General features: G+C 36.8%; 23 protein-coding genes. 19 read left to right on the top strand and 4 right to left on the bottom strand.

Annotation, left to right across the window (positions count from 1 at the left end):
• Positions 1 to 5: 5 nt before the first annotated feature.
• From MBEAL2_RS18370 to MBEAL2_RS18340, 7 genes are all read left to right on the top strand, one after another.
• Positions 6 to 1,931: a DEAD/DEAH box helicase gene (locus MBEAL2_RS18370; RefSeq protein WP_047153732.1), complete on the top strand. Its 1,926-nt coding sequence runs from the start codon at positions 6 to 8 to the stop codon at positions 1,929 to 1,931.
• The gene (locus tag MBEAL2_RS18365; RefSeq protein WP_047153731.1) at positions 1,921 to 3,060 is read left to right on the top strand and encodes a GIY-YIG nuclease family protein; all 1,140 of its coding nucleotides are present in this window, start codon (positions 1,921 to 1,923) and stop codon (positions 3,058 to 3,060) included. Before MBEAL2_RS18370 ends, MBEAL2_RS18365 begins: the two co-directional genes overlap by 11 nt.
• 386 nt (positions 3,061 to 3,446) lie before the next feature.
• Complete coding sequence (locus MBEAL2_RS18360; RefSeq protein WP_152667841.1) at positions 3,447 to 3,776, top strand: hypothetical protein; 330 nt, start codon at positions 3,447 to 3,449, stop codon at positions 3,774 to 3,776.
• 360 nt (positions 3,777 to 4,136) lie between these two features.
• Positions 4,137 to 4,544, top strand: coding sequence for a hypothetical protein (locus MBEAL2_RS18355; protein WP_047153729.1), 408 nt, complete (start codon positions 4,137 to 4,139; stop codon positions 4,542 to 4,544).
• A gap of 82 nt (positions 4,545 to 4,626) precedes the next feature.
• A complete protein-coding gene (locus MBEAL2_RS18350) occupies positions 4,627 to 4,932 on the top strand; it encodes a hypothetical protein (protein ID WP_047153728.1) in 306 nt (101 codons plus the stop codon).
• Between the two features lie 22 nt (positions 4,933 to 4,954).
• A complete protein-coding gene (locus MBEAL2_RS18345) occupies positions 4,955 to 5,920 on the top strand; it encodes a hypothetical protein (protein ID WP_047153727.1) in 966 nt (321 codons plus the stop codon).
• Positions 5,921 to 6,020: 100 nt separating this feature from the next.
• Positions 6,021 to 7,397: a competence protein CoiA family protein gene (locus tag MBEAL2_RS18340; protein WP_052947819.1), complete on the top strand. Its 1,377-nt coding sequence runs from the start codon at positions 6,021 to 6,023 to the stop codon at positions 7,395 to 7,397.
• Positions 7,398 to 7,469: 72 nt separating this feature from the next.
• Here MBEAL2_RS18340 and MBEAL2_RS18335 read toward each other — a convergent pair whose 3' ends face one another.
• The gene (locus MBEAL2_RS18335) at positions 7,470 to 8,183 is read right to left on the bottom strand and encodes a hypothetical protein (RefSeq protein WP_047153726.1); all 714 of its coding nucleotides are present in this window, start codon (positions 8,181 to 8,183) and stop codon (positions 7,470 to 7,472) included.
• Between the two features lie 307 nt (positions 8,184 to 8,490).
• Between MBEAL2_RS18335 and MBEAL2_RS18330 the strand changes: the two genes are divergently transcribed.
• The 7 genes from MBEAL2_RS18330 to MBEAL2_RS18305 all read left to right on the top strand — a co-directional run bounded on the left by MBEAL2_RS18330 (position 8,491) and on the right by MBEAL2_RS18305 (position 13,463).
• Positions 8,491 to 9,327, top strand: a complete 837-nt coding sequence (locus MBEAL2_RS18330) for a recombinase family protein (RefSeq protein ID WP_047153725.1) — start codon at positions 8,491 to 8,493, stop codon at positions 9,325 to 9,327.
• A gap of 23 nt (positions 9,328 to 9,350) precedes the next feature.
• On the top strand, positions 9,351 to 10,205 hold the full coding sequence (locus tag MBEAL2_RS18325; protein ID WP_236692934.1) for a recombinase family protein: 855 nt from the start codon (positions 9,351 to 9,353) through the stop codon (positions 10,203 to 10,205).
• Complete coding sequence (locus tag MBEAL2_RS31890; protein WP_161798240.1) at positions 10,202 to 10,372, top strand: recombinase family protein; 171 nt, start codon at positions 10,202 to 10,204, stop codon at positions 10,370 to 10,372. The genes MBEAL2_RS18325 and MBEAL2_RS31890 overlap by 4 nt, the downstream gene beginning before the upstream one ends.
• A gap of 22 nt (positions 10,373 to 10,394) precedes the next feature.
• Positions 10,395 to 10,670, top strand: a complete 276-nt coding sequence (locus MBEAL2_RS29470) for a recombinase family protein (protein ID WP_052947818.1) — start codon at positions 10,395 to 10,397, stop codon at positions 10,668 to 10,670.
• 104 nt (positions 10,671 to 10,774) lie between these two features.
• Positions 10,775 to 11,635, top strand: a complete 861-nt coding sequence (locus MBEAL2_RS18315) for a hypothetical protein (RefSeq protein ID WP_047153724.1) — start codon at positions 10,775 to 10,777, stop codon at positions 11,633 to 11,635.
• Between the two features lie 64 nt (positions 11,636 to 11,699).
• Positions 11,700 to 12,557 carry a hypothetical protein gene (locus MBEAL2_RS18310; RefSeq protein ID WP_047153723.1) on the top strand — a complete coding sequence of 286 codons (858 nt, stop codon included), beginning with the start codon at positions 11,700 to 11,702 and terminating at the stop codon, positions 12,555 to 12,557.
• 27 nt (positions 12,558 to 12,584) lie between these two features.
• On the top strand, positions 12,585 to 13,463 hold the full coding sequence (locus tag MBEAL2_RS18305) for a recombinase family protein (RefSeq protein WP_047153722.1): 879 nt from the start codon (positions 12,585 to 12,587) through the stop codon (positions 13,461 to 13,463).
• Between the two features lie 89 nt (positions 13,464 to 13,552).
• Here MBEAL2_RS18305 and MBEAL2_RS18300 read toward each other — a convergent pair whose 3' ends face one another.
• The gene (locus tag MBEAL2_RS18300; RefSeq protein ID WP_047153721.1) at positions 13,553 to 13,954 is read right to left on the bottom strand and encodes a hypothetical protein; all 402 of its coding nucleotides are present in this window, start codon (positions 13,952 to 13,954) and stop codon (positions 13,553 to 13,555) included.
• Positions 13,955 to 14,237: 283 nt separating this feature from the next.
• Here MBEAL2_RS18300 and MBEAL2_RS18295 point away from each other — a divergent pair, with 283 nt between their 5' ends.
• Entirely contained in the window at positions 14,238 to 14,603 is a 366-nt protein-coding gene (locus MBEAL2_RS18295) for a hypothetical protein (protein WP_047153720.1), read from the top strand.
• Between the two features lie 149 nt (positions 14,604 to 14,752).
• Entirely contained in the window at positions 14,753 to 14,908 is a 156-nt protein-coding gene (locus tag MBEAL2_RS31885; protein WP_161798239.1) for a hypothetical protein, read from the top strand.
• A 112-nt stretch (positions 14,909 to 15,020) separates the two neighbouring features.
• Here the strand turns inward: MBEAL2_RS31885 and MBEAL2_RS18290 are convergent, their stop codons facing one another.
• Positions 15,021 to 15,398, bottom strand: coding sequence for a site-specific integrase (locus MBEAL2_RS18290; RefSeq protein WP_047153719.1), 378 nt, complete (start codon positions 15,396 to 15,398; stop codon positions 15,021 to 15,023).
• A gap of 311 nt (positions 15,399 to 15,709) precedes the next feature.
• Here MBEAL2_RS18290 and MBEAL2_RS18285 point away from each other — a divergent pair, with 311 nt between their 5' ends.
• Entirely contained in the window at positions 15,710 to 16,831 is a 1,122-nt protein-coding gene (locus MBEAL2_RS18285; protein WP_047153718.1) for a hypothetical protein, read from the top strand.
• Positions 16,832 to 18,367: 1,536 nt separating this feature from the next.
• Here the strand turns inward: MBEAL2_RS18285 and MBEAL2_RS18280 are convergent.
• Positions 18,368 to 19,399, bottom strand: a complete 1,032-nt coding sequence (locus MBEAL2_RS18280) for a CAP domain-containing protein (protein WP_047153717.1) — start codon at positions 19,397 to 19,399, stop codon at positions 18,368 to 18,370.
• Between the two features lie 190 nt (positions 19,400 to 19,589).
• Here MBEAL2_RS18280 and MBEAL2_RS18275 point away from each other — a divergent pair, with 190 nt between their 5' ends.
• Positions 19,590 to 20,966 (top strand): hypothetical protein, encoded by a 1,377-nt coding sequence (locus tag MBEAL2_RS18275; protein ID WP_047153716.1) that lies wholly within the window; start codon positions 19,590 to 19,592, stop codon positions 20,964 to 20,966.
• Positions 20,926 to 23,138: hypothetical protein (locus MBEAL2_RS18270; protein ID WP_047153715.1), on the top strand; the 2,213-nt coding region annotated here is incomplete at its 3' end. The genes MBEAL2_RS18275 and MBEAL2_RS18270, both read left to right, overlap by 41 nt.

Here is a 23,138-nt window from a genome sequence, read left to right as displayed (position 1 = left end):
TGCTTATGGAAAACATAGTTGAAATTAATTACCATCAAACTGGTCAGAGTAAAAAAACAAATCAATACGGAATGCGTGAGATGCAAGCACGAGTATTTGATAAACGTAATTCACAATACTTATTAGTCAAAGCACCACCAGCGTCAGGAAAATCTCGGGCGTTAATGTTTATCGGCTTGGACAAACTCATAAATCAAGGTTTGAAGAAAGTCATCGTAGCTGTTCCTGAACGAGCCATCGGGTCTTCGTTTAAAAATACGAATTTGAAGAGTTATGGTTTCTTTGAAGATTGGAAGGTTGATCCAAGAAATAACTTGACTACTGTTGGAGGAAATAGTTCAAAAGTTAATTCTTTTATTCGTTTCATGGAATCCGACGACAAAGCGTTGATTTGTACCCATTCGACATTACGATATGCGTTCGAAAAAATTGACGATAAGGCATTTGATAACTGTTTGCTTGCGATTGATGAATTTCACCATGTTTCGGCAGATAATAATTCTCGATTAGGTGAATTGCTCCGTAGTATCATTCGTAATTCATCAGCACACATTGTAGCAATGACTGGCTCATATTTCCGTGGGGATTCTGTGCCGATTCTTTTACCAGAAGATGAGGAATTGTTCGATAAGGTAACGTATTCGTACTATGAGCAGCTTGACGGTTATGAGTATCTAAAAAGCTTTGGAATTGGGTATCATTTCTATCAAGGGAAGTACATATCAGCGATTGATGAAGTCTTGGATACAAATCTGAAGACAATCGTTCATATTCCAAATGTGAATTCAGGTGAATCGACAAAGTATAAATACGATGAAGTGAATCAAATTCTTGATTTGATTGGTGAAGTTGATTATCAAGATGAAGAAACTGGAATCATTTATGTGAAGCGACATACTGACGGAAAAATATTGAAGATTGCCGATTTGGTGGACGACCAAGCTGAACGCGATAAAGTCGTCGAGTATTTGCGCAATGTTAAGGAGCTAGATGATTTAGACATAATTATAGCTCTTGGTATGGCGAAAGAGGGCTTTGACTGGCCATTCTGTGAACATGCTTTGACAGTTGGTTATCGTGGCTCACTTACAGAAATTGTGCAAATTATTGGGCGTTGTACTCGTGATAGTTACAACAAAACCCATGCTCAATTCACCAACCTCATTGCAAAACCTGATGCAAAGGACGAAGCAGTAACGTACACGGTAAATACAATGCTTAAAGCTATCTCCGCCTCCCTTTTAATGGAACAGGTCCTCACACCTGATTTTAAATTTAGGCCCAAAAGAAACGATAGCGATAAATCTTCTGCGACAGGCGAATTGTTCATTAAGGGGTTGAAAGAGCCGTCAACGGAAAACGTGAAAAAGATCATCGAAAATGATATTAATGACCTAAAAGCAAAAATCATGCAGGATTCGCAAGTCCAAAAAACATTCACTGGAGAAGTTGACCCAAAAGTTTTGAACAAAGTATTGATTCCTAAAGTAATCCAAAAAGTTTACCCGAACTTGTCAGATGAGGAAATTGAAGAAGTTAGACAACATGTTGTATTAGATACTGTGATGAAAGGTGCTAAGTCAGAAGTCGTAGGAAGCAAAGAATTTATTCGTATGGCGGATAAGTTCGTAAACATTGAGGACTTAGACATTAACCTGATTGATTCAATCAATCCATTCCAAAAGGCGTTCGAGGTCTTATCGAAAGATTTGAACTCGCCAGTGTTGAAACTGATTCAGGAATCTATTGATGCAAAACGTATTTCATTTGATGAAGATGAATTAGTCTTCATTTGGCCAAAAGTTGAAGAATTCTTCCAAACAACAGAAAGACGACCTGATCCGAAATCTGATGATCCGATAGAAAGACGGATGGGTGAAGCTGTAATTTATATGCAAGAATTAAGGAGAAAACGTGAAAATGGCAAATAGATACCATTCGATTGATGAAATCATGGATAGTTCGCTGTTTACTGAAATCACAATGCAACCTAAGAAAGCTCCTAAATTTCAGTACGACCCCGAAGTTGAAAAGTTTTTAGAGATTATTGATTTCGTTAAAGAAAATGGACGTGAACCGCAAAAAGTTCCTACCGACTTAGCTGAAAGAAGCCTGGCTAGTCGATTAATTGGAATTCGCAAAGACCCTGACCGCATGGAATATTTGAAACCGTATGATGAAATTGGATTGCTAAAAAAGAAACAAAAGGAAGTCATGATTCCTAAAATCTCTTCCATTGACGATATCCTAAACAGTGGTTCATCTGAATTGCTGGGAGGTAGTCTGTTAAATGATACAGCTTCTTCGATTTTCGATACAAGCTCCCTTCAAAAGGTTACGACAATGCCTGAGTATGTTGCAAGACGGAAAAGGATGAAAGGTTTTGAGAAGTTTGAGGCACTATTCAAGACGTGTCATAAGGAACTTACAGAGGGTAAACGAAAGATTGTACCTTTCAAAAATGAACAGGACATTGAACCAAATAGTTTCTATGTATTAAAAGGAGTGCTCCTTTATGTTGAAACTGTTGGGAAACGTAAAAAGATAAAGGATAAAATTAACGCTCGACTTCGGTGTGTTTTTGAAAATGGAACGGAATCGGATATGTTGCTCCGTTCACTATCTGCTGAACTATATAAACATGGTAGACGTGTAACCGACAATGAAGATACATTATTGGATAATTTTAAAGAAGATGATGTTTCAAGAGGATTTATATACGTGCTGAAATCATTGAGTACCGACCCACAAATTAGTTCCATTAAAGATTTATATAAGATTGGTTTTACAACAGGGTTAGTAGAAAACAGGATTAGAAACGCAGAGAATGAATCAACTTATCTTTATGCGCCAGTTGAAATCGTTACTACATATCAAGTATTCAATATGAACGGCAGCAAATTTGAAACGGCAATTCATCACGCACTAGCGAATAATAATTTGGATATTTCTATTCTAGGAGCAAACGGAAAAATGTTAGTTCCTAAAGAGTGGTTTGTTGTTACGCTTGAAGAATTGCAAAAAGTAATTGATGAGATTGTGATGAAGGTTAATCTTTAACCACTAGGTGTTGAACATTATTGACTGAAATAGAAAGTAAGCAAGAAGGATTTGTTTGAACTGCTGAAGAACGTGTATTGTATAATAGACCTTTATGCAAATAATATACAGTTTTTGAGATAACCCAAGAAAATTGCTTATTGTGGTAACGGGAATCTTTAGTTGAACAAGGAACCTAAAAAACCGATTTTCCTTAGCGTATAGGAAATCGGCTTTTTCGATGTGAAAAATCGCTTAGCGTACAAATTCGTGCTTTTATGAGCAGAAAAAAGGAACAAATACCTTTTCATTTTCGGAATTTTGTGTATGTTATTTTAAAAGAAAAGGCTGGATACATAAAGTGAGGTGATACTGTGATTCATAAATGCCCTGTCTGTAGAAAACCAATGAAAGAGCAATTGTTGGAAGGAAGAGAGGAACGTTCTCCTTATCAAGTAGAAGAGATGACGGCGACTGGGATCATTCGAGTAATTCTAATCGTGCTAGCGATGAGTCCAATACTTTTTTTTGTAGCAATATACCTTTCAAAAATGTTAAGATTTATGGCTACAACGTTAGAGAATTACGCAAAGGAAACAACAACACTTGAACTAGTTTTTTACTTTATATTTGCGGCTGCGATATTGGCTATTGTAACATGTGTAGTAACCGTGATTTATGGGTGTATACTTAAATTTTTACTTGAACCAAATCAAAAAAAGCCTCCGACTGATTAGGGTGCTTTTTTTATTTTGTACTGTCCAACATACGCTTTTTGAGTGACGAACGAGAATAGGTCATATTTCAATCCCCGCGGTCGATGAATGGTTTTACCCACCCCAGGATTTGCTCATATAGCCTGTCGATGGCAGATAACCACTGCTTCTCAATTGGTCTGAACCGCTTGTTTTCCTTGTTTTTTCTTCATTCTAAAGTATTCCTCGAGTCTTTCTGTTCCCAAATAAAACACCCCTTTTTACTAATATAACCTAGTCAGTATTGAATAATAAACGGATATTCACTTTTCTGATATTTGACAATTACGATGAATCTTTTGTATCTTTTAAAGATAAAAAAGTAGGTACAAGGAGACGCACATGAAAACAGGGACAACGCTGAAAGACCTATTACAGGAGCATATTGATAACAGCCGTGAAGGTGTAGAGAAAGAGGACAGGAAACTCATTGAGGCGTTAAGACTAGAAATACTCAATGCAGAATTTGAATACAACGAGACTATTTATCTGAAGATATCAATCGATAAGAGAAAATATAGCCTAAAATTTCTCGCAGCACATGGCATACTACATGTATCTTTCCGTACCGATAAGGGAAGGGCAACAGGTCTGCAGCACGAATGGCGTTGTTTAACAGTTCTCGCTAAACTTTGTCTAATTTTGCTCGTGGATGATCCGCAATACCGTCAAAGTGCGTTGGCTACTATAGAATATTTTAATAAGGACCTGAAAGATAAAATAGAAACGAAAATAGCTTCAAGTAAATAAAGCTGCTGCCTCTTAGGGCGGCTTTTTTTGTTGACAAAATTCCCCTTTCGCATATGTTTGTTGTTGAAAAGGGGCGATATTGATGAAATCGGAAGCTGAATTGAAAAAAAGCGCAAAAGGAGGGCTCATTTACACGGTTACGATGTTATTAGTGTTAAGCTCCTTTTCGGTAATGCATTCAGCTGAAGCTGCACCACCAAGCGTTAAAAGTTATCAGGACGCTGTACAAGCAGTAAACCAGGACCGTGATTATTGTTTGAAAGTCGCTGTTAAGCAAAAACGTTTTAAATCATATAATCCAGACGCTAACATTGTAAAAGCATGCGAAGAAAAATACAAGAAATCTAGCATTTTAGAAAGGATTAAGAAGAGCTTCAGACTGAAATAAATATAAACCAGGAGGTGATTGAATGTCATTTTTAAAAGCATTGGGATGGATTTTCATTCCTTATCTCATGCTGCCGTTTCAATGGAAGAAAATTGGGAAACCTGCTCGAATCATTGGAAGTGCATACGCAGGACTTGTCTTAATTATGGCGTTAACAAGTGATCCAGAAGAAGCAAAGAAGGCAAATGAACAAAAACCAGTTGTTGTAGAAAAAACAGCAGCTGCGCCTGTTAAACAAGAACCCAAGAAAAAAGCGCCTTCGCCTGTTGTTGATGAAAAGCCAATTAGTTTGGACTTTTCCACTTACCTTAAATCTTTAGAGAACCAAACAGATTTGCAGAAGAAGGAAAAGTGGAACAATGAAAAAGGTAAATACGTACAATGGAGCGGAGAAATTATTAATGTCAAAGAAGATGGAATTGAGATTAAAGCAAAGCCAGATTCCAAACGTATTGATTTTGTTGCTCATGTAACAGTTGAAGAAAAGAGCAAGTTACTTACCTTGAATAAAGGACAACTTATTACTATCAAAGGAAAACTTGAGAAAAAAGGCGGTCTTTTCTCTTCTTATATATTAGAAGAAAGTAAAATCATTAGTGTCAAAAATGCTCCGAAAAAACCAATCCCTCTACCTGTTGCTAAAAAAGAGGTTCCTAAACCTCAACCTAAAAAAGAAACACCTAAACCTACAGCTGCTCCCGAACCTAAAACAGAAGAAACGAAGTTTCTTCGTGTTGGGGAAATAGGAGTATTAAAAGAAGATACGTTGATTGGAGCATCAGAAGAGGTGCTTGATGAATTGATTAAATATAGTATCGCGAATGATAACGAAGGAATTATGGAACTTGCAGGTCAAGGTCTTGTCATGATGGCTCCTAAAGGAACAGGAGTTAAATTGATTGACCCTGGATTTCTAAAATCTGAAATACGTGTAGTGTCGAACGGTTGGCATGGATATGTGCCTGCTGAATTTGTAGGGCCAAAATGAGAGAGGTGAACCCCTCTCTTTTTTATAAATTAGCAGTCTTGTTGTGATAAAATTTCTTCAAAAGGTGATTCTGACTGGAAGTCGATGCGGGGGTGTATTTGTGTATAGCGCAAATTACGGGAAAGCAAAGGAACATACAACGATCGCAGCAGAGTGGGCAAAATACAACAGTGATCTTGAACTGATTCGGAATATCGGAAAAAAAGGCGGCTATACTTGCCCTTTCTGTCATAGCAAATTGGTGATTCGTTCTGGCGATATTAAAGATCGACACTTTGCCCATGAGAGTGGGACCTCTTGCTTTGAAGCGAAAATGCAGGAAAAACAAATTAATAAGTATAAGCAGCAGAAAAAACGTGAGTCCCCTAAACATGGAGTCATTCTAAGTTTCATATATAACGAATTAAAGGGCCAAGAATCCCTTCATACAGATGTTTTTGTTGAACAGGGTGTAGCTGCTAAAGCAAAAGAGGGGTGGAAGTATTATCCTGATTTAATCTTGAAGATTAAAAATCGAGAAGTGGCCATTTCTGTTCTTACCAACGTTACCCCAACGAAAGACCAGAAACTTATAAATAACATTAAGAGACAAAACGAGTTTTACAAAGAAAAAGGACTGGACGTTGTTTGGTTTGTAGAAGATCGCGAGCAAACATTAAATATGCATCGGCATACTATCCATCTCTGGGCATCAGAGGCAGACCTGATTGTTGAAACAACCGAAGATCAAAAGTGGACCAGGTTTTTGAAAGCGTTAAGGAAAGAACACTCCATATTCAACGTGTTTGATTATCTGCCTGTAGGTGAAACTACCGATCAAATGGATACAAGGGTTAAAAGTTTGTATTACGTATCTGCAAAAGAGGACCATGTAACTTTTACTGTCAATCGATTGATTCTTGATCGACGAGGGGAACCGTACCAGGGGTTCATAATCAATGAAGGATATAACATGAGAATGTCGACCGCATTGTCTGTCGAAGATAACTCATTAAATTTAGCCGATCCAAAAAGAGATGAAGAGTTGAGAGTTGATTTTCAGAAGCGGTATCAAGAGAAAGCGGCTCTTTACACAACGAAGTTAGAAGAGGAACGCAAAAGGAAAGAGGAAGAAGAACAGCAGCAACGCAAAAGGTTGGCGCAAGAAATATATAGAAGAGAAGAATACGCTCGGTTCAAAAGAGAGGAACAAGAACGACAGCTGGCGTTTGTAGCTGAAAGTCTTTCACCAGCACCAGTCACTGCAACAGCTGAACTGAATAACTATAGCAAACTAACTGAGAAAGAAGTTGACCGATTAATTAAGAAAATCTATAAAAGCAAAATTACAGCCCAGGAAGCTAAAAAGCTATATTTTCATATGAAGAGTAATCCATCCGAGAAACAAAAACTTGTGTGGAGAGATTTCCAATTGGGAATGGCAAACGTCACTTCTGTTCAAACAAAGACCTGGTTGGTTGAAATTGAATGTATATAAAAAGAAATAAAATAACCAATCTATCGAGTCGTCCTTTTAGGCGGCTTTTTTTGTTGTATGAAAAAAGGAGTACTATGACTCCGCTTTTTCTAAAACGAATTGTTTTGACTTCTTATCCCAAATGAATACACCTTCTTTAAAAATATGCTTGATATCAGGGACTTTAGGGAAACCATTAAGATTTAATAAAGGATCGTCGATACTAACTGGAATAGTTGCAGTTGTATTTTTATGGGTGTAGATATAAACCCGATCTGAATGATACGCCCATCTTGCAACTCCAACTTCGCCATAGATATGCCTGAAGGTAGTTCCACCTTCCGTAGAACCAACTTCAAGTGAAACTCTTTTAGGTTTCACGTATTCATATATTTGATACATGCATCCTTCTTCAGCAATGAAACGTCTCATTATAATAGGTTTTTCCCATCCCAAATATCCATCGTTGTCGGCACCGCCACCTGTGCAAGGTAAAAACTTTGCTTGAAAGATAGAAGGCAACCTGGACAAAACTTCATTGTTCTCAGCTACACAGTTATCCTTATGTGGACTTTCTCTAACAGAAAAAAATGTCTCCAAAATATTTCCTGTGAAAAAATCAGCATAAAACTTCATGAAGAAATAATAATCTTCCAATCGAATTTCACCCATATGACGTTGGACAAAATTTGAAAAAAGTGTTTCAGGAATTTCTCCATCTTTAAATTTTTTACGACACTGCAATGCAAGCAGAGCCATATTTGGATTTTCCGTCATGTCATCGTATGCAAAAGAATTTAAATTCAAAATATCACCTCCGTTTATTTTTTTCTTTATAACCATAAATTTACATTTTTTTAAATTTTAAGTTCTTAGACCTATTAATTTATTTATAATTTTATTAATTTTTAGATAATATATCAGGTGGATTTCATCCGAACTCTTTTTTTGATTCTCGTAAATTTTTTTTAGATTTTCCTCTCTTTTTAGAGGGTTTTTTACACAAAAAAAGTATAATAAATATAGTAGAATCAAATGGTTAGGTGCATTTTTACGTAAAAAAATTGAAATATATTTACATATGTATTAGTTTGATTTTGGGGGTGAATTTACAATGTCTACCAAAAAAAGAAGTAAAGCGGTTGGTTACGTTCGTGTTTCAAGTGAAAGCCAAATTGAAAATACTTCCATCGAAGAACAAAAAAGAAAGATTACATCCTTCTGTGATATAAAAGATTTTGAATTGTTAAAAATATTCTCAGATGAAGGGAAAAGTGGTGGGGATATAAATCGACCAGGTTATCAATCTATGCTTTCCTATTTGAATGAAAATCAGGATGAAATCGAATCGGTAATTGTTTTGAAAATGGATCGTGCACATCGTAATCAATTAAACTTGTTAAATTTCATTACCGTAGAATTAGAACAAATGAAAATTGATTTTATTAGTATTACAGAATCATTTGATACCAGCAAACCTGTTGGAAGATTGATGCTTGGTATTCTTTCAACTTTTGCTCAATTTGAAAAGGATATTATTAATGAGCGTACGAGAAATGGCAGAGTGGCCAAAGCAAAATCAAATCGTAGGGCAGGCGGAGCGATTCCATATGGTTACCAAGAGAATAAAGGAGAAATCACCATTAACCCTGAAGAAGCAGGAATCATAAAAGAAATTTTTCAAGGTTATGCGGAAGGAGATACACTTTATCGGATTGCTAAAATCCTCAATAAAAGAGGAGTGCCGACCAAACATGGTGATGGAAAGAATTGGACTCATGCTCAGGTTCGCTATATTCTTCAAAATGAAACATATACAGGGGTAAATACCTACGACGGAAAAAAAGAGCAAAACCAAATCGTTCAAAAAGACATTTTCCCAAAAATTATTAGCAAGCAGCTCTGGAACAAAGTACGTGCAAGCGAATCCTTACGTAAGGAAAAAATATAGAGTGAATTATAAGGGGTGGAGAAATGAAAACGAAAGGGAAAATGAAGGTGGTAGGATACGCACGTACTAGCTCCAATGCCCAAATCGAAAATACATCTATTGAAGAACAGAAGAAAAAAATAGAAGCATATTGTTTTGCTCATGATTACGAATTGGTAGAAGTTTTTGTTGATGAAGCCAAAAGTGCCACTACAAACAATCGGGAATCGTACCAAGAAATGATGGGATTTGTAAAAGACCCTAAAAATGAAATTAAAGCAATGGTCGTTTTAAGAGCGGATCGTATTCACAGAAAACTAAAAAATCTTTTGATTATGGTGGAAGATGAATTGGAACCGAACGGAGTTGCTTTTGTGAGCGTATCTGAAAAATTCGATACGTCCAGTGCGCAAGGTATGCTATTTCTTCAAATGATTGGTAGCTTCTCGGAATTCGAACGAAAAATAATCAACGAACGGACACGAAGTGGCCGATTGGCCAAAGCGAAAAAAAATGAACATGCTGGAGGGGAACTCCCTCATGGTTATGTTATTAAAGATGGGGAAATTTCAATACAGGAAGAAGAAGCTGAAATTATTAAAAGTATTTTCAAAGATTATGCTGATGGATATACAATTTACAAAATTGCAAAGCAGCTGAATAAAGCAGGGAAATATACACGTAAAGGGAAACAGTGGAGCCGTTCGAAGGTCCGCTACGTTCTTCAAAATGAGACTTACACAGGAATTAATACTTATAACGGAAAGAAAGAGAAGAACCAAATCGTTCAAAAGGATTTATTCCCTAAAATAATCAGTAAGCAATTATGGAATAAAGTGCGAGCCCGTGAATTATCAAGAAAAGAAGATGATAAATATACAGAGGGTTATACATTATGAAGAAAAGTAAGGTAAAAGCGATTGCTTATGTAAAAAAAGGCCCTGTGCAGCGTTCGCCATGGGATTCGGTTGAAGAACAAAGAAGAAGGATAGAAGGTTTTTGTCTAGTAAAAGACTTTGAACTATGTAAAGTATTTGTCGATGAAGGAAAAAAGTGCAAAAACTGAAGATCGAGAAGGATACCAGACGATGATTTCTTATTTAAATGAGCATAAAGATGAAGTTGGAGCTGTTGTAGTTTTACGATTTGATCGCATCCACCAAAACTTATTAAATTCATTAAAATTCGTTCAAACAAACCTCATTCCAAATGATATCCAATTCTCAAGCGTTATGGAACCTTTCGATACAACTACCCCAGTTGGAAAAATGACTTTAAGTATTTTAACGACTTTCGCAGAATACCAGGAGGAAGCTGATAGAGAACCTAGAGAAGAGGAAAACAGAGCTGGAGGTATTATATGAATCAATCTAATGAGATTGTGTTTAACTTGGAATAAACAGCAAACCGAACGTCAGCGGGTGATTCCCTGGCGCTCCTGTTATGTTCAAAAAAGGGGAGATATAAAGTGTTTGTGCAAAAAAACGATAAAGAAGCGGTCATTTATACAAGAGGAAAAAAGAAAATTACAGTGCGTATCGTCGAAAATGGCGACCGTTACGGATATAAAAATTTTGCTATTAATGACTATGGGAAGACCCTTGTAATATTTGAAGGTCAAGAAGGATGGCGTGCTCCTCAGTTCTTCGCTGAAGATATGGAAAGTATTAGAGGGGAATTAGAATTCCGCCGTGATTTCGATCCGTGGGCTTGGCCAGAACCCTTCGATACTTCTTCCTTGACCATTATCGAAATGGAAGATATGGCCCAAGTGTTATTTATGCTGAAGAAAATAAAAAACGCAAAAAGAAAGAAAGCATACAAAGAAAAACTAAAAACTATTAAGCTCAACAAAGACAAACTAAATGATATTCGTGTAAACAAAGTAATAATTGAAGACCCAGAAGGCGGAGGTCTTGATCAGGTCTGGTTAGAAAACAGTGGAAGTGTTTGGTCAGAACATAATCAAAGCATTGATTTAATTAATGATAAGGTATTAAATTTTAAAACCGATCATGATCCGAATTCCCTGTATTATTTCAGGATATATCAAAGTAAAAACGGAACTTGGTTCACTTTTATTCGGGATGAACTTACAAGAGTTGAAGAGTCTTATAGACCGCTATTGGATGGACCTTGCCCTTTTTGTTCTGTGGAAGAGGACGTAAAAAATCAATTCCATGAATGTGAAGTGTTAAGAAATAACAAAAAGCAGGTCATTGATGCAATCTTATCATTCGTAGATACTCGCCTGTCGCTTCTCATGCAATTTCCAGAAGGGATCCGTTTAGTAGACAACAGAAAAACGCGTGAAGAATTAAATCTGTAACAGAAACTGAGCGTCAGGGAATTAACTGGCGCTCCTGCTATGTCCAAAAAAGGGGGGATATAAAGTGTTTGTACAAAAAAGCGATAACGAGGCGATTATATATACAAGAAATAAGAAAAAAATAAAGGTGACAGTTACCCACGAAGTCGAGAAAACAAGTCATCCATATGTTTTCTTTGATCACTTTGATACCATTTGGAGATTTGAAGACATATCGAAAGCAAAAACAAAAAGAGAAAGAGAAAGAAGAGAAAAAACTATAGAACACCTTTTTAAGGATATGAAGACCAGAAAGACCAGGTTTAATTATTATTTTAATCCGTGGGGGACAGGTCGTCGTCCGTCAAAACCATATTATTCGCACAGTATAGAAGGGGAAGATATGGAACAATTAGTTAGAATGACGGATGAGTATAAAGAGAAGAAAAAAGCGGAAATAATCAAAGAGGGTTCGAAAAAGATTAAGTTTGATAAAGATAAATTAAATAATTTCAATATAGAAAAAGTAGAGATAAATCAATACAGATATCAAAGTTCAGATGAAATGCCATTAAAAAACGGTCAATTTATTGAGTTGAAGGGCGAAGGAGAGATTAATTTTATAACAAAAGATGATCCCGATTCAATTTTTCGCTTAAGTATTTACCAAAGTGTAAATGGAACCTGGCTCACTTCTGTTCAAAATGAAGTCTATCGAGGGGAAGAGCATTTTAATTCACCTTTGTCTGGCCCTTGTCCTTTTTGTAATTTCCACGTCGAAGGTACTTTTTCCCATCGTTGTGACATTTTGAGCAAAAACAAAAAACAACTACTTCAAGCAGTATTTTCGCATCCAGATACTCGTCTAACATATTTAATGAAATATCCAGATGGGATTCGTTTGATAGATACAAGAAAAACACTTGAAGAGCTGGATTTATAGTAGCTGCGCTAAAAAGGAGGGAGATATATGAGGGAAAACAAAAAAGTGGTTGGTTACATACGCATTAGTGAAAGGGAAGGAAAAAAACATTTAAATAAACAAAGAGAATCAATAGAGAGATATTGTGCAGTTGCAGAATATGAGCTCTGTGCCATTTTCGAAGATAAAGGAAATAACGGAAAAGACATAAATCGGAATGGATATCAAGAAATGCTAACGTTTTTATCAAAGAACGATGATATAGAAGCTATGATTGTTGACCGCTTGAGTCGAATTTTCACTAAACAAAATGCCTTTTTAGACTTTATACAGAACGAAATAATCCCAAGGGAAATTTCATTCATCGCAATTGAAGAAAATTTTGACACTGGAACCGATCAAGGAAAAGAAACCTTAAAAGTTCTAACTTCTTTTCATCATATAAACCGCGTGGCCAAAACCAAAAAAGCGCGTTCACAGAAAGAAACGTGTTTGAAAAAAGAAAAAACAGTGAGTTATGTACGAGGAGAGTTGCCATACGGTTATCGAGTGCAAGATGGAAAACTTGTTATTCACCAAATTGAAGCTAACGTTGTAAAAGAAATATTTACCCGTTATGGCCATGGACATTCTCCTCATTGGATTGCACAGTTTTTGAATCAAGAGAGGATTCCATCGAAAAGAGGGAAGAAATGGTCGCATACAGCGATCAAGCATGTGGTACAAAACATATCTTATGCGGGGTTAAGGTACCGAACTGACAACGAAGGGAATTCTGTCGTTCCAGAAAATATTTTTCCTCCTATCGTAAATAAATACATTTGGGAGAAAGCAAGAAAAGTGACTAGAGAAAGAGCGGCCGCTGAGAAGAAAACCAGATACAGAAAGGGGAAGTGGGAGAAGTTCCCGCGCGATTTGAGGGATTAACCTTCTCGTTTTGGTAACGAATCACGATATAATGCTAAAAAGTGGCTAATATAGCTGCTTTTTTGTTTACAATAGATGCGTTATGTAACTTAACTGTAATCGTACGTAGGGTATTCCTCCAGATAAGCATATTTCTTCTGGGCTTCTTCTTGTATTTTTATCATTTTTTTATGATACTCTGCGATTGAATCGCTGTTGACAGCACAAGTGCGGTGAAAGGAAAGTTCATCATTCAATCTTCCGATTAACGCTTGGAACCAATGTGGTGCATGCTCAACCTTTTCCACACTAAATTCATCCCCGTGTTTGAAGTATGAAAAATCCCATTCTAGCGCATTTTCTTTTTTTGTATCCAAAGAAATAACTACGTGAGCTATTTCTATATGTGTGGTTCCTCGAGTTTTCTTCCTAAACTCAAATCCCACACTTCCATCGTCATACAGTGTTACCTCTTTTGGTTCATATTCGAAAATACAGAGATATGGAATCACCTTCATCCTCCTTGCTTCATTTTTTGTTCCATCTTAGCATAGACGAAATATCTCATTTGTATTCAATGTAAACATACGAAAACAATTGAAAACATTAGGACTTTTAATGTTTACTTATATGTATAAATTACGTGTGTACATAAAATGTTTTTATTAAAAGTGTACATGAAAAATATAAGATACACGGGTCAATGAACAGGTTCACTGAACACTATCTTATGTCAGCGAAGGACTATCCTTATTCTTTTCGAACCCATTAAGATAGGAAAGGGGTGTATTCTTAATGAGTGAGCAAATGTATATTTTAGAAAAGATATACCATGGCGATTTAGAATTTTACCCTGATATTTATATAAATATAAAAATGGAAAATGTAGATTTCACATTGGTTTTATCTCCACGAAAAGATGATATTTGGAAAGTTCAAATTACACATAATGGGATTAAAACCTGCCCGTTTTGCGAAATGGATGAAGACGACTATAAATACGAATATGAAAGTGGTAATCCTCTAGTAATGGACGGCGAATGTATGTATTTCCTCCTCGAGGAAGAGCCTAGGTGGCAACTAATTGAATGGTTAAGAACCGCTGCCCCTCTTCGTGTTTTAATGGAAACGGGCGTAGAAATCAGAGCCATCGCAGAATAGCGGCTCTTTTTTTATTTTTATTAATTGCAATCACTACAGAATTAATAAGAAAAAAAGTAAACCATTGGGACTTTTAATGCTGCTCGTCAAATGGCTAATGAACAAGTAAAATATATATAAGAATATTGCGTCAATAGAGGAGAGGTCGAATGACAGAGCAAAAGAAACTCCCCAACATATTCAAGGAACCGCTATGGCTAATGATGCGAAAGCATGAACATGAAATGAAGAAACGTCGAGATGCTGTCCGAGAACGGGCTAGAGCATTGCTCGCGGATTCAGAAAGAAAAAGAGGGCAGGAATGATATTCCTAACCCTCTTTATTTATTTTGTACCGCATAACCGTTCCTTTCTTCCGCGAATATTGATATCACCATGAACGTCAACAAACTCAAACTCCATTCTCATCAGATCTTTCTACACCTCATTTTTAACCACCCGATAGTATTCTCGAAGAGCTGGCCAACCTATTTTATCCTCAATATCGGCTTCTTCTAAACAACAATCGATGACATATCTCACGGCAGATCTTTCTAAAGGGTGTCCTTTTTTGTGTCCTTTTTGAAAAACCAACTCTTTATATTCATTTTTTTCTTTCGTTTGGAACAATACCTTCCATGCTTCTTGTAATAATCGATCCTGCAACATCTCCTCATGTATATCGCAAATGCGAAGATTGAGCAGCGCATTTATTTTCAGACGAGGGTTGGCTAGCATAAATAGAACTAGCAGTTGATCTCGGATATTTCTTGTTTTCAGAACCCGTAAAAACTTCTTCATTTTCTCTTTTGTCATCTCATCTCCCTCCAATCCACTCTGTTATAGCCGAATTCGGTTGAACGGGCAAAAAAACCCGCAAAAAATTATCAAAATTTATATTTTTGTAGTATAAATTAGCTGACAACAAGGTTTACAGAAAGAGGAAAGTAGCAAAATCCAAGCAAGTATATAAATGATAGAGCAAAAAAAGAATGCCGCTGCGGGGCGGCATCCTTGGGGATATGAAAAATGAAACACTTTCACTTATTATTTTCTCAATATATCAATTGAATCCTTTTTTAATTATATTTTTTTTGCTCTTCCTTACGTGAGGAGGGGATAAAGAAATGAAGAAAGATAAAAAGTTAGAAAAAGATGAGTTATACCAGATACTTGACGAGTATTCTATTCCAAAGGATAGAGTAGTAGAAATCGCCGATGCTATAAGAGAAAATTTACTGATTGGACTTCATACAACTTTAAATTCGATGTTTGGTCCAGGGACTCTGAAATATATCCCACCAGATGCTCGAAAAGCAATTGATGCATTTCTTAGAAGAAAACGTATGGGTCTTCATAGAAATCAACGATATGTAGTTAGTTTCCTCAATTCAGTTGAGAAAACAAGAGATTTTTTGACTGAATTTGAAGCGGGTTGTTTGCTCACACTTTGCATTCATATTAATATGAATAGCGATGGCCTCTTGGAAAAAGATGATAAACCTATGAGTCGAGAAGAAATTATCGAAGCTCTAGGCATCAGCAGAGAGAAAGCCCGTCAGCTTTTTGATAAATTAGTTGAATTAGGAATAATAATCAAAGAGGATATGAAAACAATCAGCCAAGTAAAAAATGGTAAAGATATAGGGAAAGAAAAAGTAGTAAACATTAAGATTTTCAGAATCAGTCCTGAATTCCACTTGATGGGAGAAATGGACGCAGAACAAAAAAAGACACCTTTTGTGAAAATGTATCATACGCATGCGATGCGAATATTTAAGCGTTTGGATATGGAACATCGAGGCGCACTGTACAAATTACTAGCTAATTTTCACTACCAAAGTTACTACTTGTGTTTAAATGCGAACGAAGATCTTCGGAGAAACAAGAAACAATCATGGAATCGTGTGTTTATGGAACAGACGTATAAACCAATTCAACACATAGGACTCCAGGGGTTTGCGGATATTCTGCAAGTAAATCTAAGAACAGCTAGAAAAAGATTAGAAGTTCTAGAAGAAGCAAATGCAATAAAAACAGACGGAAAAGGAGACAAACTAAAAATAATACTAAATCCTATTGTTTTTAGCCGTTTGCAAAACCCAGATGCGTACTCTATGTTCCTGATAGGTCAATTCCTAGAGAAAGAAAAGGGGATTGTTCAAAACGGGATTAAGAAAAAGAAACTTAAAAAGAAAAGTTCAACCAAGGTTAAATCAACAAGTAAGCAAGATAAAGAAGGCGCATAAGCGTCTTTTTTCATATCCGATTGAAAAGTGTTGTTTTGTAGCCTCCGACATTCGAATTGAAAGCAGAAGAAAACCAGATAATATAAGGATTCATAACGAACAACGGAAATAAGGTGTTTTCAAAAAGTGTCGTTTCGTAGCCTCTGACTTTTCTCTCTACAAGTACACATAAATAAAGGTTCGTATGAAAATAGTACCATAATAGATGCATACAAAAAGTGTCGTTTCGTAGCCTTTGACTTCTGCTTAAAAAAACCTAAAAAAACAGATGGTATAAGGGCTGATCGGGATTGATGAGGAAAAATTCTTTTCGAAAAAGTGTCGTTTCGTAGCCTTTGGTTTCTTTCGTATTAAGAAAGAAAAACAAAGGCTTTTAGTATGATTGAACTATATTATTTAGGTATATTTACATATAAAAGTGTCGTTTTGTAGCCTTTGACCTCCGTTCTGTGTCTCAACAATAATGTTGAATGAAACGAATAGAAGTTGGAATTAAGTAATTACATTTTCAAAAAGTGTCGTTTCGTAGCCTTTGACCCCCCCGATTTAGGTCGTTTTCGTAGCCTTTGACCCCCCCACTTTTGGTCGTTTCGTAGCCTTTGCCCCAGACTTAGAGCCACAAGGGTTGAAGGCCGTTTTTTGGCCATTTTTTATAGCAGTTGTTCTTTAAGTCTTTTTATGTCCATTTTACTCTTTTGTTTTTAAAGATTTATAGCACAGTAAAATACATTATCACTTTGTTCGATTAACCTATATGTTATGCTTTTTTATACAGTTAATAATTATTACATTGGTAAGTTTTATAGGTGTATGCTTATTATTTCGGTAACGTTGATACCTTTTTTCGAAAATTGGACAAATGGCAGGGTCATACCCCTTTGTAAAAGGAGTCATTTAAAAGCCTTCGGCATGTTGTTTTTACGTGTTTAAATAGCAACTTTTTCTTTAGTGCGATTAACTTTTTTCGAAAATTGGACAACTGGTGGGGGTTAGGTATTTAAAAAGGAGTCATTTAAAAGCCCTTCGGTATGTATTTTAAGCAGCAAATCCAAAACATAAAAGATTGGTTCCGCTGCGCTCCACTTCCCCGCTTCGCCGCCCCCAGGGGCTGAAAAATCTTGCCTTCTATAAAAAAGAAAGGCGGCTGATAGCCGCCTAAAAAACAATAAAAGCGTTTGTGTTCATACCGTATGGACTTTTGCTTGGTGGAAAGAAGGTCTGCTCTTCCTTTTAAAGGGGAGATCTTTTAACGGTTTTGAGGCGCTTGCGCCAAGGTTTTTTTCTTTCCATACATTTATACCATTTTCCGTTTTAAAAGCTATGAACGGTACATAAAACAGCGGAGCTTGCTACATATTTTAATAGCATTCCTTCTTTAAAATAAGAGAACGTCCAATAATAAATAGGGTAGGCGACGCATGAGGATTTCATAGGTGGTTTGCCTATGAAATACGCAGCTTAAAAAATAAATAAAAACGTTAAAAAGATATAAAACAAAGAAAAACCCGTACATCTTTCTGCACGGGTTAAATTGTTTTAGTAATAGGTTACAACGTAGCAATCACGAACAAGGCCAACGCCTACGTGAGTAATATCTTTTCGACTTAAAACATCAAAGTTATTTTTTAATGATTCGTTATAAAACAAACCTGGAGTAAGTGCATATCTTGTAAACCATTTACCTTTGATTTTAGGAGTATAGTTTCTCTCCTTTGAAATTTGCTCATAGCTTTTTGTGCCTGGAAGACCTTCAACTAAATCACGAGCTGTCATATTCGCCTTATACGCTGGTACGTAAGGGAAGAATTTTGCCATTTCAGCGGCATATAATTGATTGTTTTCACTCATTTTTGTATCCCACTGTAAAGGTTGCAACCCGCGGTTTTTTCGTTCCATATTAATAAGTTCAAATACATATTTAGCTTGTCCTTTATCTATAGTGGAACGGACATTAAAGTTTAAGTTGTTGTAACGATTGAATGTATTGTACATTGGGTCGGGCGAAATTAAGCGATTTTTTATATCGTTTGTATAGTCAAAGATACTTACATTCATAAGGTTATTCACTTTTTCGTTGATTTGACCACCGAGTACGAGTTTTGTTGCTCCATTTACAACGACACGAGCATCAATACCTGTATTAACATAAGAGACTTCGTTAATGCGGTATTTAGCCTTATTTTTTTGAATAGCGACTTTTGCTTGGCTTGTAGTCATTTTAGGAGCAATACCTGCAATAGAAATCCCAGGTCCGTATACATAGATGGTTACAGCTTTTCCATTTCTGAAACCTACATTCATAAATTTTTTTGGATCGTTTTTATAAACATAATGAAGTTCCTGTTGCGAATCTGTATAGGCTAAACCTGGCTTTCCGATTTTCCCAATCACTTGCTGTGGTGTCATTTGTAATGTGATGCCGTTTACTGCAAATGCTGCATAATAATTTACAGCCGCAGGCTTAGCGGGTGCTTTTTTTGGCGCGGCGTTTGCTTGTACCCCAGCAAATACCATACTAAGGGCAACTGTTGCGGCTATTAATGCTCCAAACTTCTTTTTAAATTTCATCCAAATACCCCCTTTGTGATAACTCGGTAAATAACTTTATAATCAACCATTTCATTATATATATTTCTATCTATTTATTTCCAATGAATATAAACCTTTTTTCTATAAATGGGAGAAATTTTTTCTTGAAATCGAACAAAAAACTTACTTTTAAGCTATAAAGTACGAAAGATATGAAAGGGGTGAAAAAATGAAACGAAAATTACTAGTTTCTGTTTTAGCTGGGAGTATGATGTTATCTCCTATAAATGTTTTAGCTTCGGCTCCAGCTCCAGAAGCTCCGCCTGTTTTTTATGTTCCAGAAAATTATAGTAACTACAACCCAGCTGATCCGTCCACTTGGAGTAATTCAAATACACCGAGTTCTTCTCAATACTCAAATCCGTATACTGGAACGAGTGCTGGAGGTGCTCAAAATTCCTCAGGTTCTGGTTCAAACAAAAGCGGCTCAAACAATCCGAACGGAGGGTTTAGTGGTTCTAGTACTGGTAACGGAACAATTCAAAATGGACAAAAACTCTACAATGGAACGAATGGTATATCAGGTTCTGTTCCAGCGAACAATGCTGGTTTAAACGGAAATAATGGAACTGGAAATAATGGTGCTGCTGTGCCAAGTTCGAGTGTTCCGAACCCTAATCAATTAAATCAAACCCAACAAGGGGAGTGGAAGTTAACTCTCATTAAAGAAGAATATAAACAAGGTTATATCATCCGTTATTATCAAGGGAACGATGGTCGTCAATACAGCAAATTCATTCGACTTCCTATCGAAGTTGCAAAAAAGGTAGTGGGGAAACCCAATCCTCTTCTTGAAGCGAAAAAACAACTGACTGCTGCTTATGTCGTGCTAAACCTCCCCGAACGATTAGAACATCTCGAAGAAAAACGTCATATTGACTATCCTTACGTGATGCTCAACGCCACACCTCAAATGAAAAAGAAAATTGAAGACGATATTCGTATTTCTCGTGAGTATGCTGCTGAATACGCAAAAAAATGGCTTCGAATGAGCCCAGAAGAACGAAAAAAAGCCTATGATACAAAACAAGATATTCTAGTGGACCCAACTGATATAGTTGAAAACAGCCCAGAACTTGATCGAAGAGAGAAAGCCTTAGAACTCTATGATAAATCTCTCGGAGTGAAACCAACTCCATCCGAAGGATTTCCGCTAAATCAAGAAATGATCCGTCGTGATGATGAACTCAAAAAAAGAAAACAGCAAAAGCAAAAATTGATAGACGAATTTGTTAATAAAGAAACGCAGCAACAAATTCAATCTGAAGGGAATTCAAATTCTGGACAAGCACCTAATCAAAACCAATCTCAATCTGCCTCGAATCAACAAACTCCTCCAAAAGCGGTAAATGCTTCAGCGTACGATATCAAATTCGACCAATCTTCTGAAACAACAACTTCAAATTCCTCTGGATTCAGTTGGTATTGGGCTTTATTAGCTCTTCCAGTCGCAGCTCTTCTGTTCTTTATTTGGAAAAAGAGAAAGGAGCGTGAAGAGGATGAGTATGAAGACGACGATGAATACGAAGAAGACGATGATGAGTAAGTTCTCGAAAGGCCTTCTTCTTGCAGGAGCGGTCTTTCTAGGAACTTTTGGATTGAGTCAAACGCCTGTAAATGCAGTGACTCCAACAAATGCAAATGGACTTACCACTGCTCTTCCTGGTGAAGCGTTTGTAAGGACCTTGTGTCCCGCAAATTATGTTCAACCTGATATTAATAAACTAATAGCAGAAATGCGGATTCCGAAAAAAATCACAATCGACGGAATTAATAGCGGCAATCCAGTCTCTCTCAATGAAACGTATCTGCATGATGGTTGTATGGTTGTGTATGGGAATGCTTCTTATCTCACAAACGGGATGACAGGAAAAAACAAAAGAGGCGACGCTTATCGTTACATCGGTTATTCTATTGGTTCAGCAAAGAAAGTGAATGGGGTAGATTTTGGTGTAAACAAAGCAATTTTATACAGCAATATGGCCTTTCCTGATGATGAAGGAGGCGGTAAAGGATATCTTAAAACGCGTAAATTTGCCACTGTGAAGCAATCCCCTAAAGCATCAAAAATATCTAAAAATATGACTGAAGCGCAATTTGAAAACGGGGCCCGCATTTTCAAACTCAATCGAGCCTATGACAAATATTACGGTAACAGTGATGAGCCACGCGGCGATTTTGGATCAAAGAATAATTATACAAAAAGGAATTGGGAAGGGAGATTTTTAAGTAATTACGCGGATGCTATCGATCCTATTTTAAGGGATGAAAAAATTGATAAGTATCAACCTCTTACTTTCCGTATGTATAAGACCACGGGTTGGTATTCCACCTGGACGACGATGCCATCAGTTCCAGAGGTGTGTTACGATATTAACGAAACTGACCCTAGAAAAAAATGCAAAGGAACTCCACCTCCTATTACTCCACCTCCGCCTCCTGATTTCATCATTAACAATAACTGCAATGAATGGGATATGAAAATGAAAGATGAGAATGGAGTTTGGCAGGTTATTCATTTTGGCGATCCGTTAATCGGCGGGCGAGAAGTGAAATTCGGGGTAAAATATACGACCAAAAACGTAACTCACGCATACCCACAAATGCCTGTCAGCTGGGCTTGGCAGGATCGAGTGATGCCACCTGGTCAAAACCCAAATAAATGGGGTTGGTGGTGGGCTAAAAAACCTATCGGACCTCCTGGCGGGATGATGAGAGTAGATACGGGTATAAGAGCAAATACATGGATGCCTACGAACGGTCCAGCCGTTTTAAACGAACAATTAACTGTACCAACAAGTGACTTAGACCCAACCGTTTTACAAACAGGACGTATTCGACTAAAAGTGAACATAAATTACGGAAATGGTAAAACTTATACAAACGGTGCAAATACGGGTGAACCGAATGAAGTGAATTTCGCTAACAATTATTCTTTTTGTACATTCCCTTATGTCCCCTCAGGTGATGCCATCGTTTCTATGGACGCGAAGAAAATTGTGCAAGAGGCTTCAGGTGATGCACCTCTTGATGGTAGTGATATTGACCCTGCTAAGTATATCAAAGAGGATGAAAATGATATTGACGAAGCAGCTTTAAATAACTACGACTACCCTGGATCAGAATATTTGGATAACCCAGATCTTGCAGAAGAAGTCGCTGCAGATGGCGGAATTGCGACAGATACAAACGAACCCGATTTCAATGATATTGCGGGAAATCCATCATTTAAACCTGACATGCCGATTACGATACCTGTTACAGTAACCAATCAGCTTGCAAAGAAAATTTCTGCTCCATGTGTAACAAGTGAAGCAGGTTGTGCACCGAATTCGGGCACTGTAGATGTTTCTCCAAGACCTGGTACAGGACTTCCTCGAGATAAAATGCGTGTGTGGCTCGTAAATGTAACAAATGAAGGAGACGATTATCAACTTCGATTCGATCCAAACGGAACGGTCATCTATAATCGTCAGGATGCTGCATTTGCAACAGGTCAACGTTTTATTGAAGTGAATATGCCAACTGTAGACCCTAAAAAGGATTTTACTTATCAATTTAAAATCAGTGGCCTTCCGCCTGGTAAGTATGAAGCCTACGCTGAAATTCCTTACTATCAGAACGAAAATGATTATAAAAACAACCGTGCCATGCTGATGTTCGAAGTGAATGAAGATGAAATGCTTGATATGAAATGCCGTTCTGTTTATATCGATGG

This window comes from Aneurinibacillus tyrosinisolvens (assembly GCF_001015055.1).
In the GTDB taxonomy this organism is placed as follows: domain Bacteria; phylum Bacillota; class Bacilli; order Aneurinibacillales; family Aneurinibacillaceae; genus Aneurinibacillus_A; species Aneurinibacillus_A tyrosinisolvens.
Note: the sequence above shows the minus strand (reverse complement) of the source record. Positions and strands in the feature narration are given on the sequence as shown.

Bases quoted from the DNA above. Each gene is read 5' to 3' on its own strand.
- MBEAL2_RS18330 (WP_047153725.1), top strand. From the start codon at position 8,491: ATGTCTACCAAAAAAAGAAGTAAAGCGGTTGGTTACGTTCGTGTTTCA.
- MBEAL2_RS18370 (WP_047153732.1), top strand. From the start codon at position 6: ATGGAAAACATAGTTGAAATTAATTACCATCAAACTGGTCAGAGTAAA.
- MBEAL2_RS18365 (WP_047153731.1), top strand. From the start codon at position 1,921: ATGGCAAATAGATACCATTCGATTGATGAAATCATGGATAGTTCGCTG.
- MBEAL2_RS18290 (WP_047153719.1), bottom strand. From the start codon at position 15,398: ATGACAAAAGAGAAAATGAAGAAGTTTTTACGGGTTCTGAAAACAAGA.
- MBEAL2_RS18280 (WP_047153717.1), bottom strand. From the start codon at position 19,399: ATGAAATTTAAAAAGAAGTTTGGAGCATTAATAGCCGCAACAGTTGCC.
- MBEAL2_RS18360 (WP_152667841.1), top strand. From the start codon at position 3,447: ATGAAAGAGCAATTGTTGGAAGGAAGAGAGGAACGTTCTCCTTATCAA.
- MBEAL2_RS18305 (WP_047153722.1), top strand. From the start codon at position 12,585: ATGAGGGAAAACAAAAAAGTGGTTGGTTACATACGCATTAGTGAAAGG.
- MBEAL2_RS18355 (WP_047153729.1), top strand. From the start codon at position 4,137: ATGAAAACAGGGACAACGCTGAAAGACCTATTACAGGAGCATATTGAT.
- MBEAL2_RS31890 (WP_161798240.1), top strand. From the start codon at position 10,202: ATGAAGAAAAGTAAGGTAAAAGCGATTGCTTATGTAAAAAAAGGCCCT.
- MBEAL2_RS18345 (WP_047153727.1), top strand. From the start codon at position 4,955: ATGTCATTTTTAAAAGCATTGGGATGGATTTTCATTCCTTATCTCATG.
- MBEAL2_RS29470 (WP_052947818.1), top strand. From the start codon at position 10,395: ATGATTTCTTATTTAAATGAGCATAAAGATGAAGTTGGAGCTGTTGTA.
- MBEAL2_RS18325 (WP_236692934.1), top strand. From the start codon at position 9,351: ATGAAAACGAAAGGGAAAATGAAGGTGGTAGGATACGCACGTACTAGC.
- MBEAL2_RS18295 (WP_047153720.1), top strand. From the start codon at position 14,238: ATGAGTGAGCAAATGTATATTTTAGAAAAGATATACCATGGCGATTTA.
- MBEAL2_RS18285 (WP_047153718.1), top strand. From the start codon at position 15,710: ATGAAGAAAGATAAAAAGTTAGAAAAAGATGAGTTATACCAGATACTT.
- MBEAL2_RS31885 (WP_161798239.1), top strand. From the start codon at position 14,753: ATGACAGAGCAAAAGAAACTCCCCAACATATTCAAGGAACCGCTATGG.
- MBEAL2_RS18275 (WP_047153716.1), top strand. From the start codon at position 19,590: ATGAAACGAAAATTACTAGTTTCTGTTTTAGCTGGGAGTATGATGTTA.
- MBEAL2_RS18350 (WP_047153728.1), top strand. From the start codon at position 4,627: ATGAAATCGGAAGCTGAATTGAAAAAAAGCGCAAAAGGAGGGCTCATT.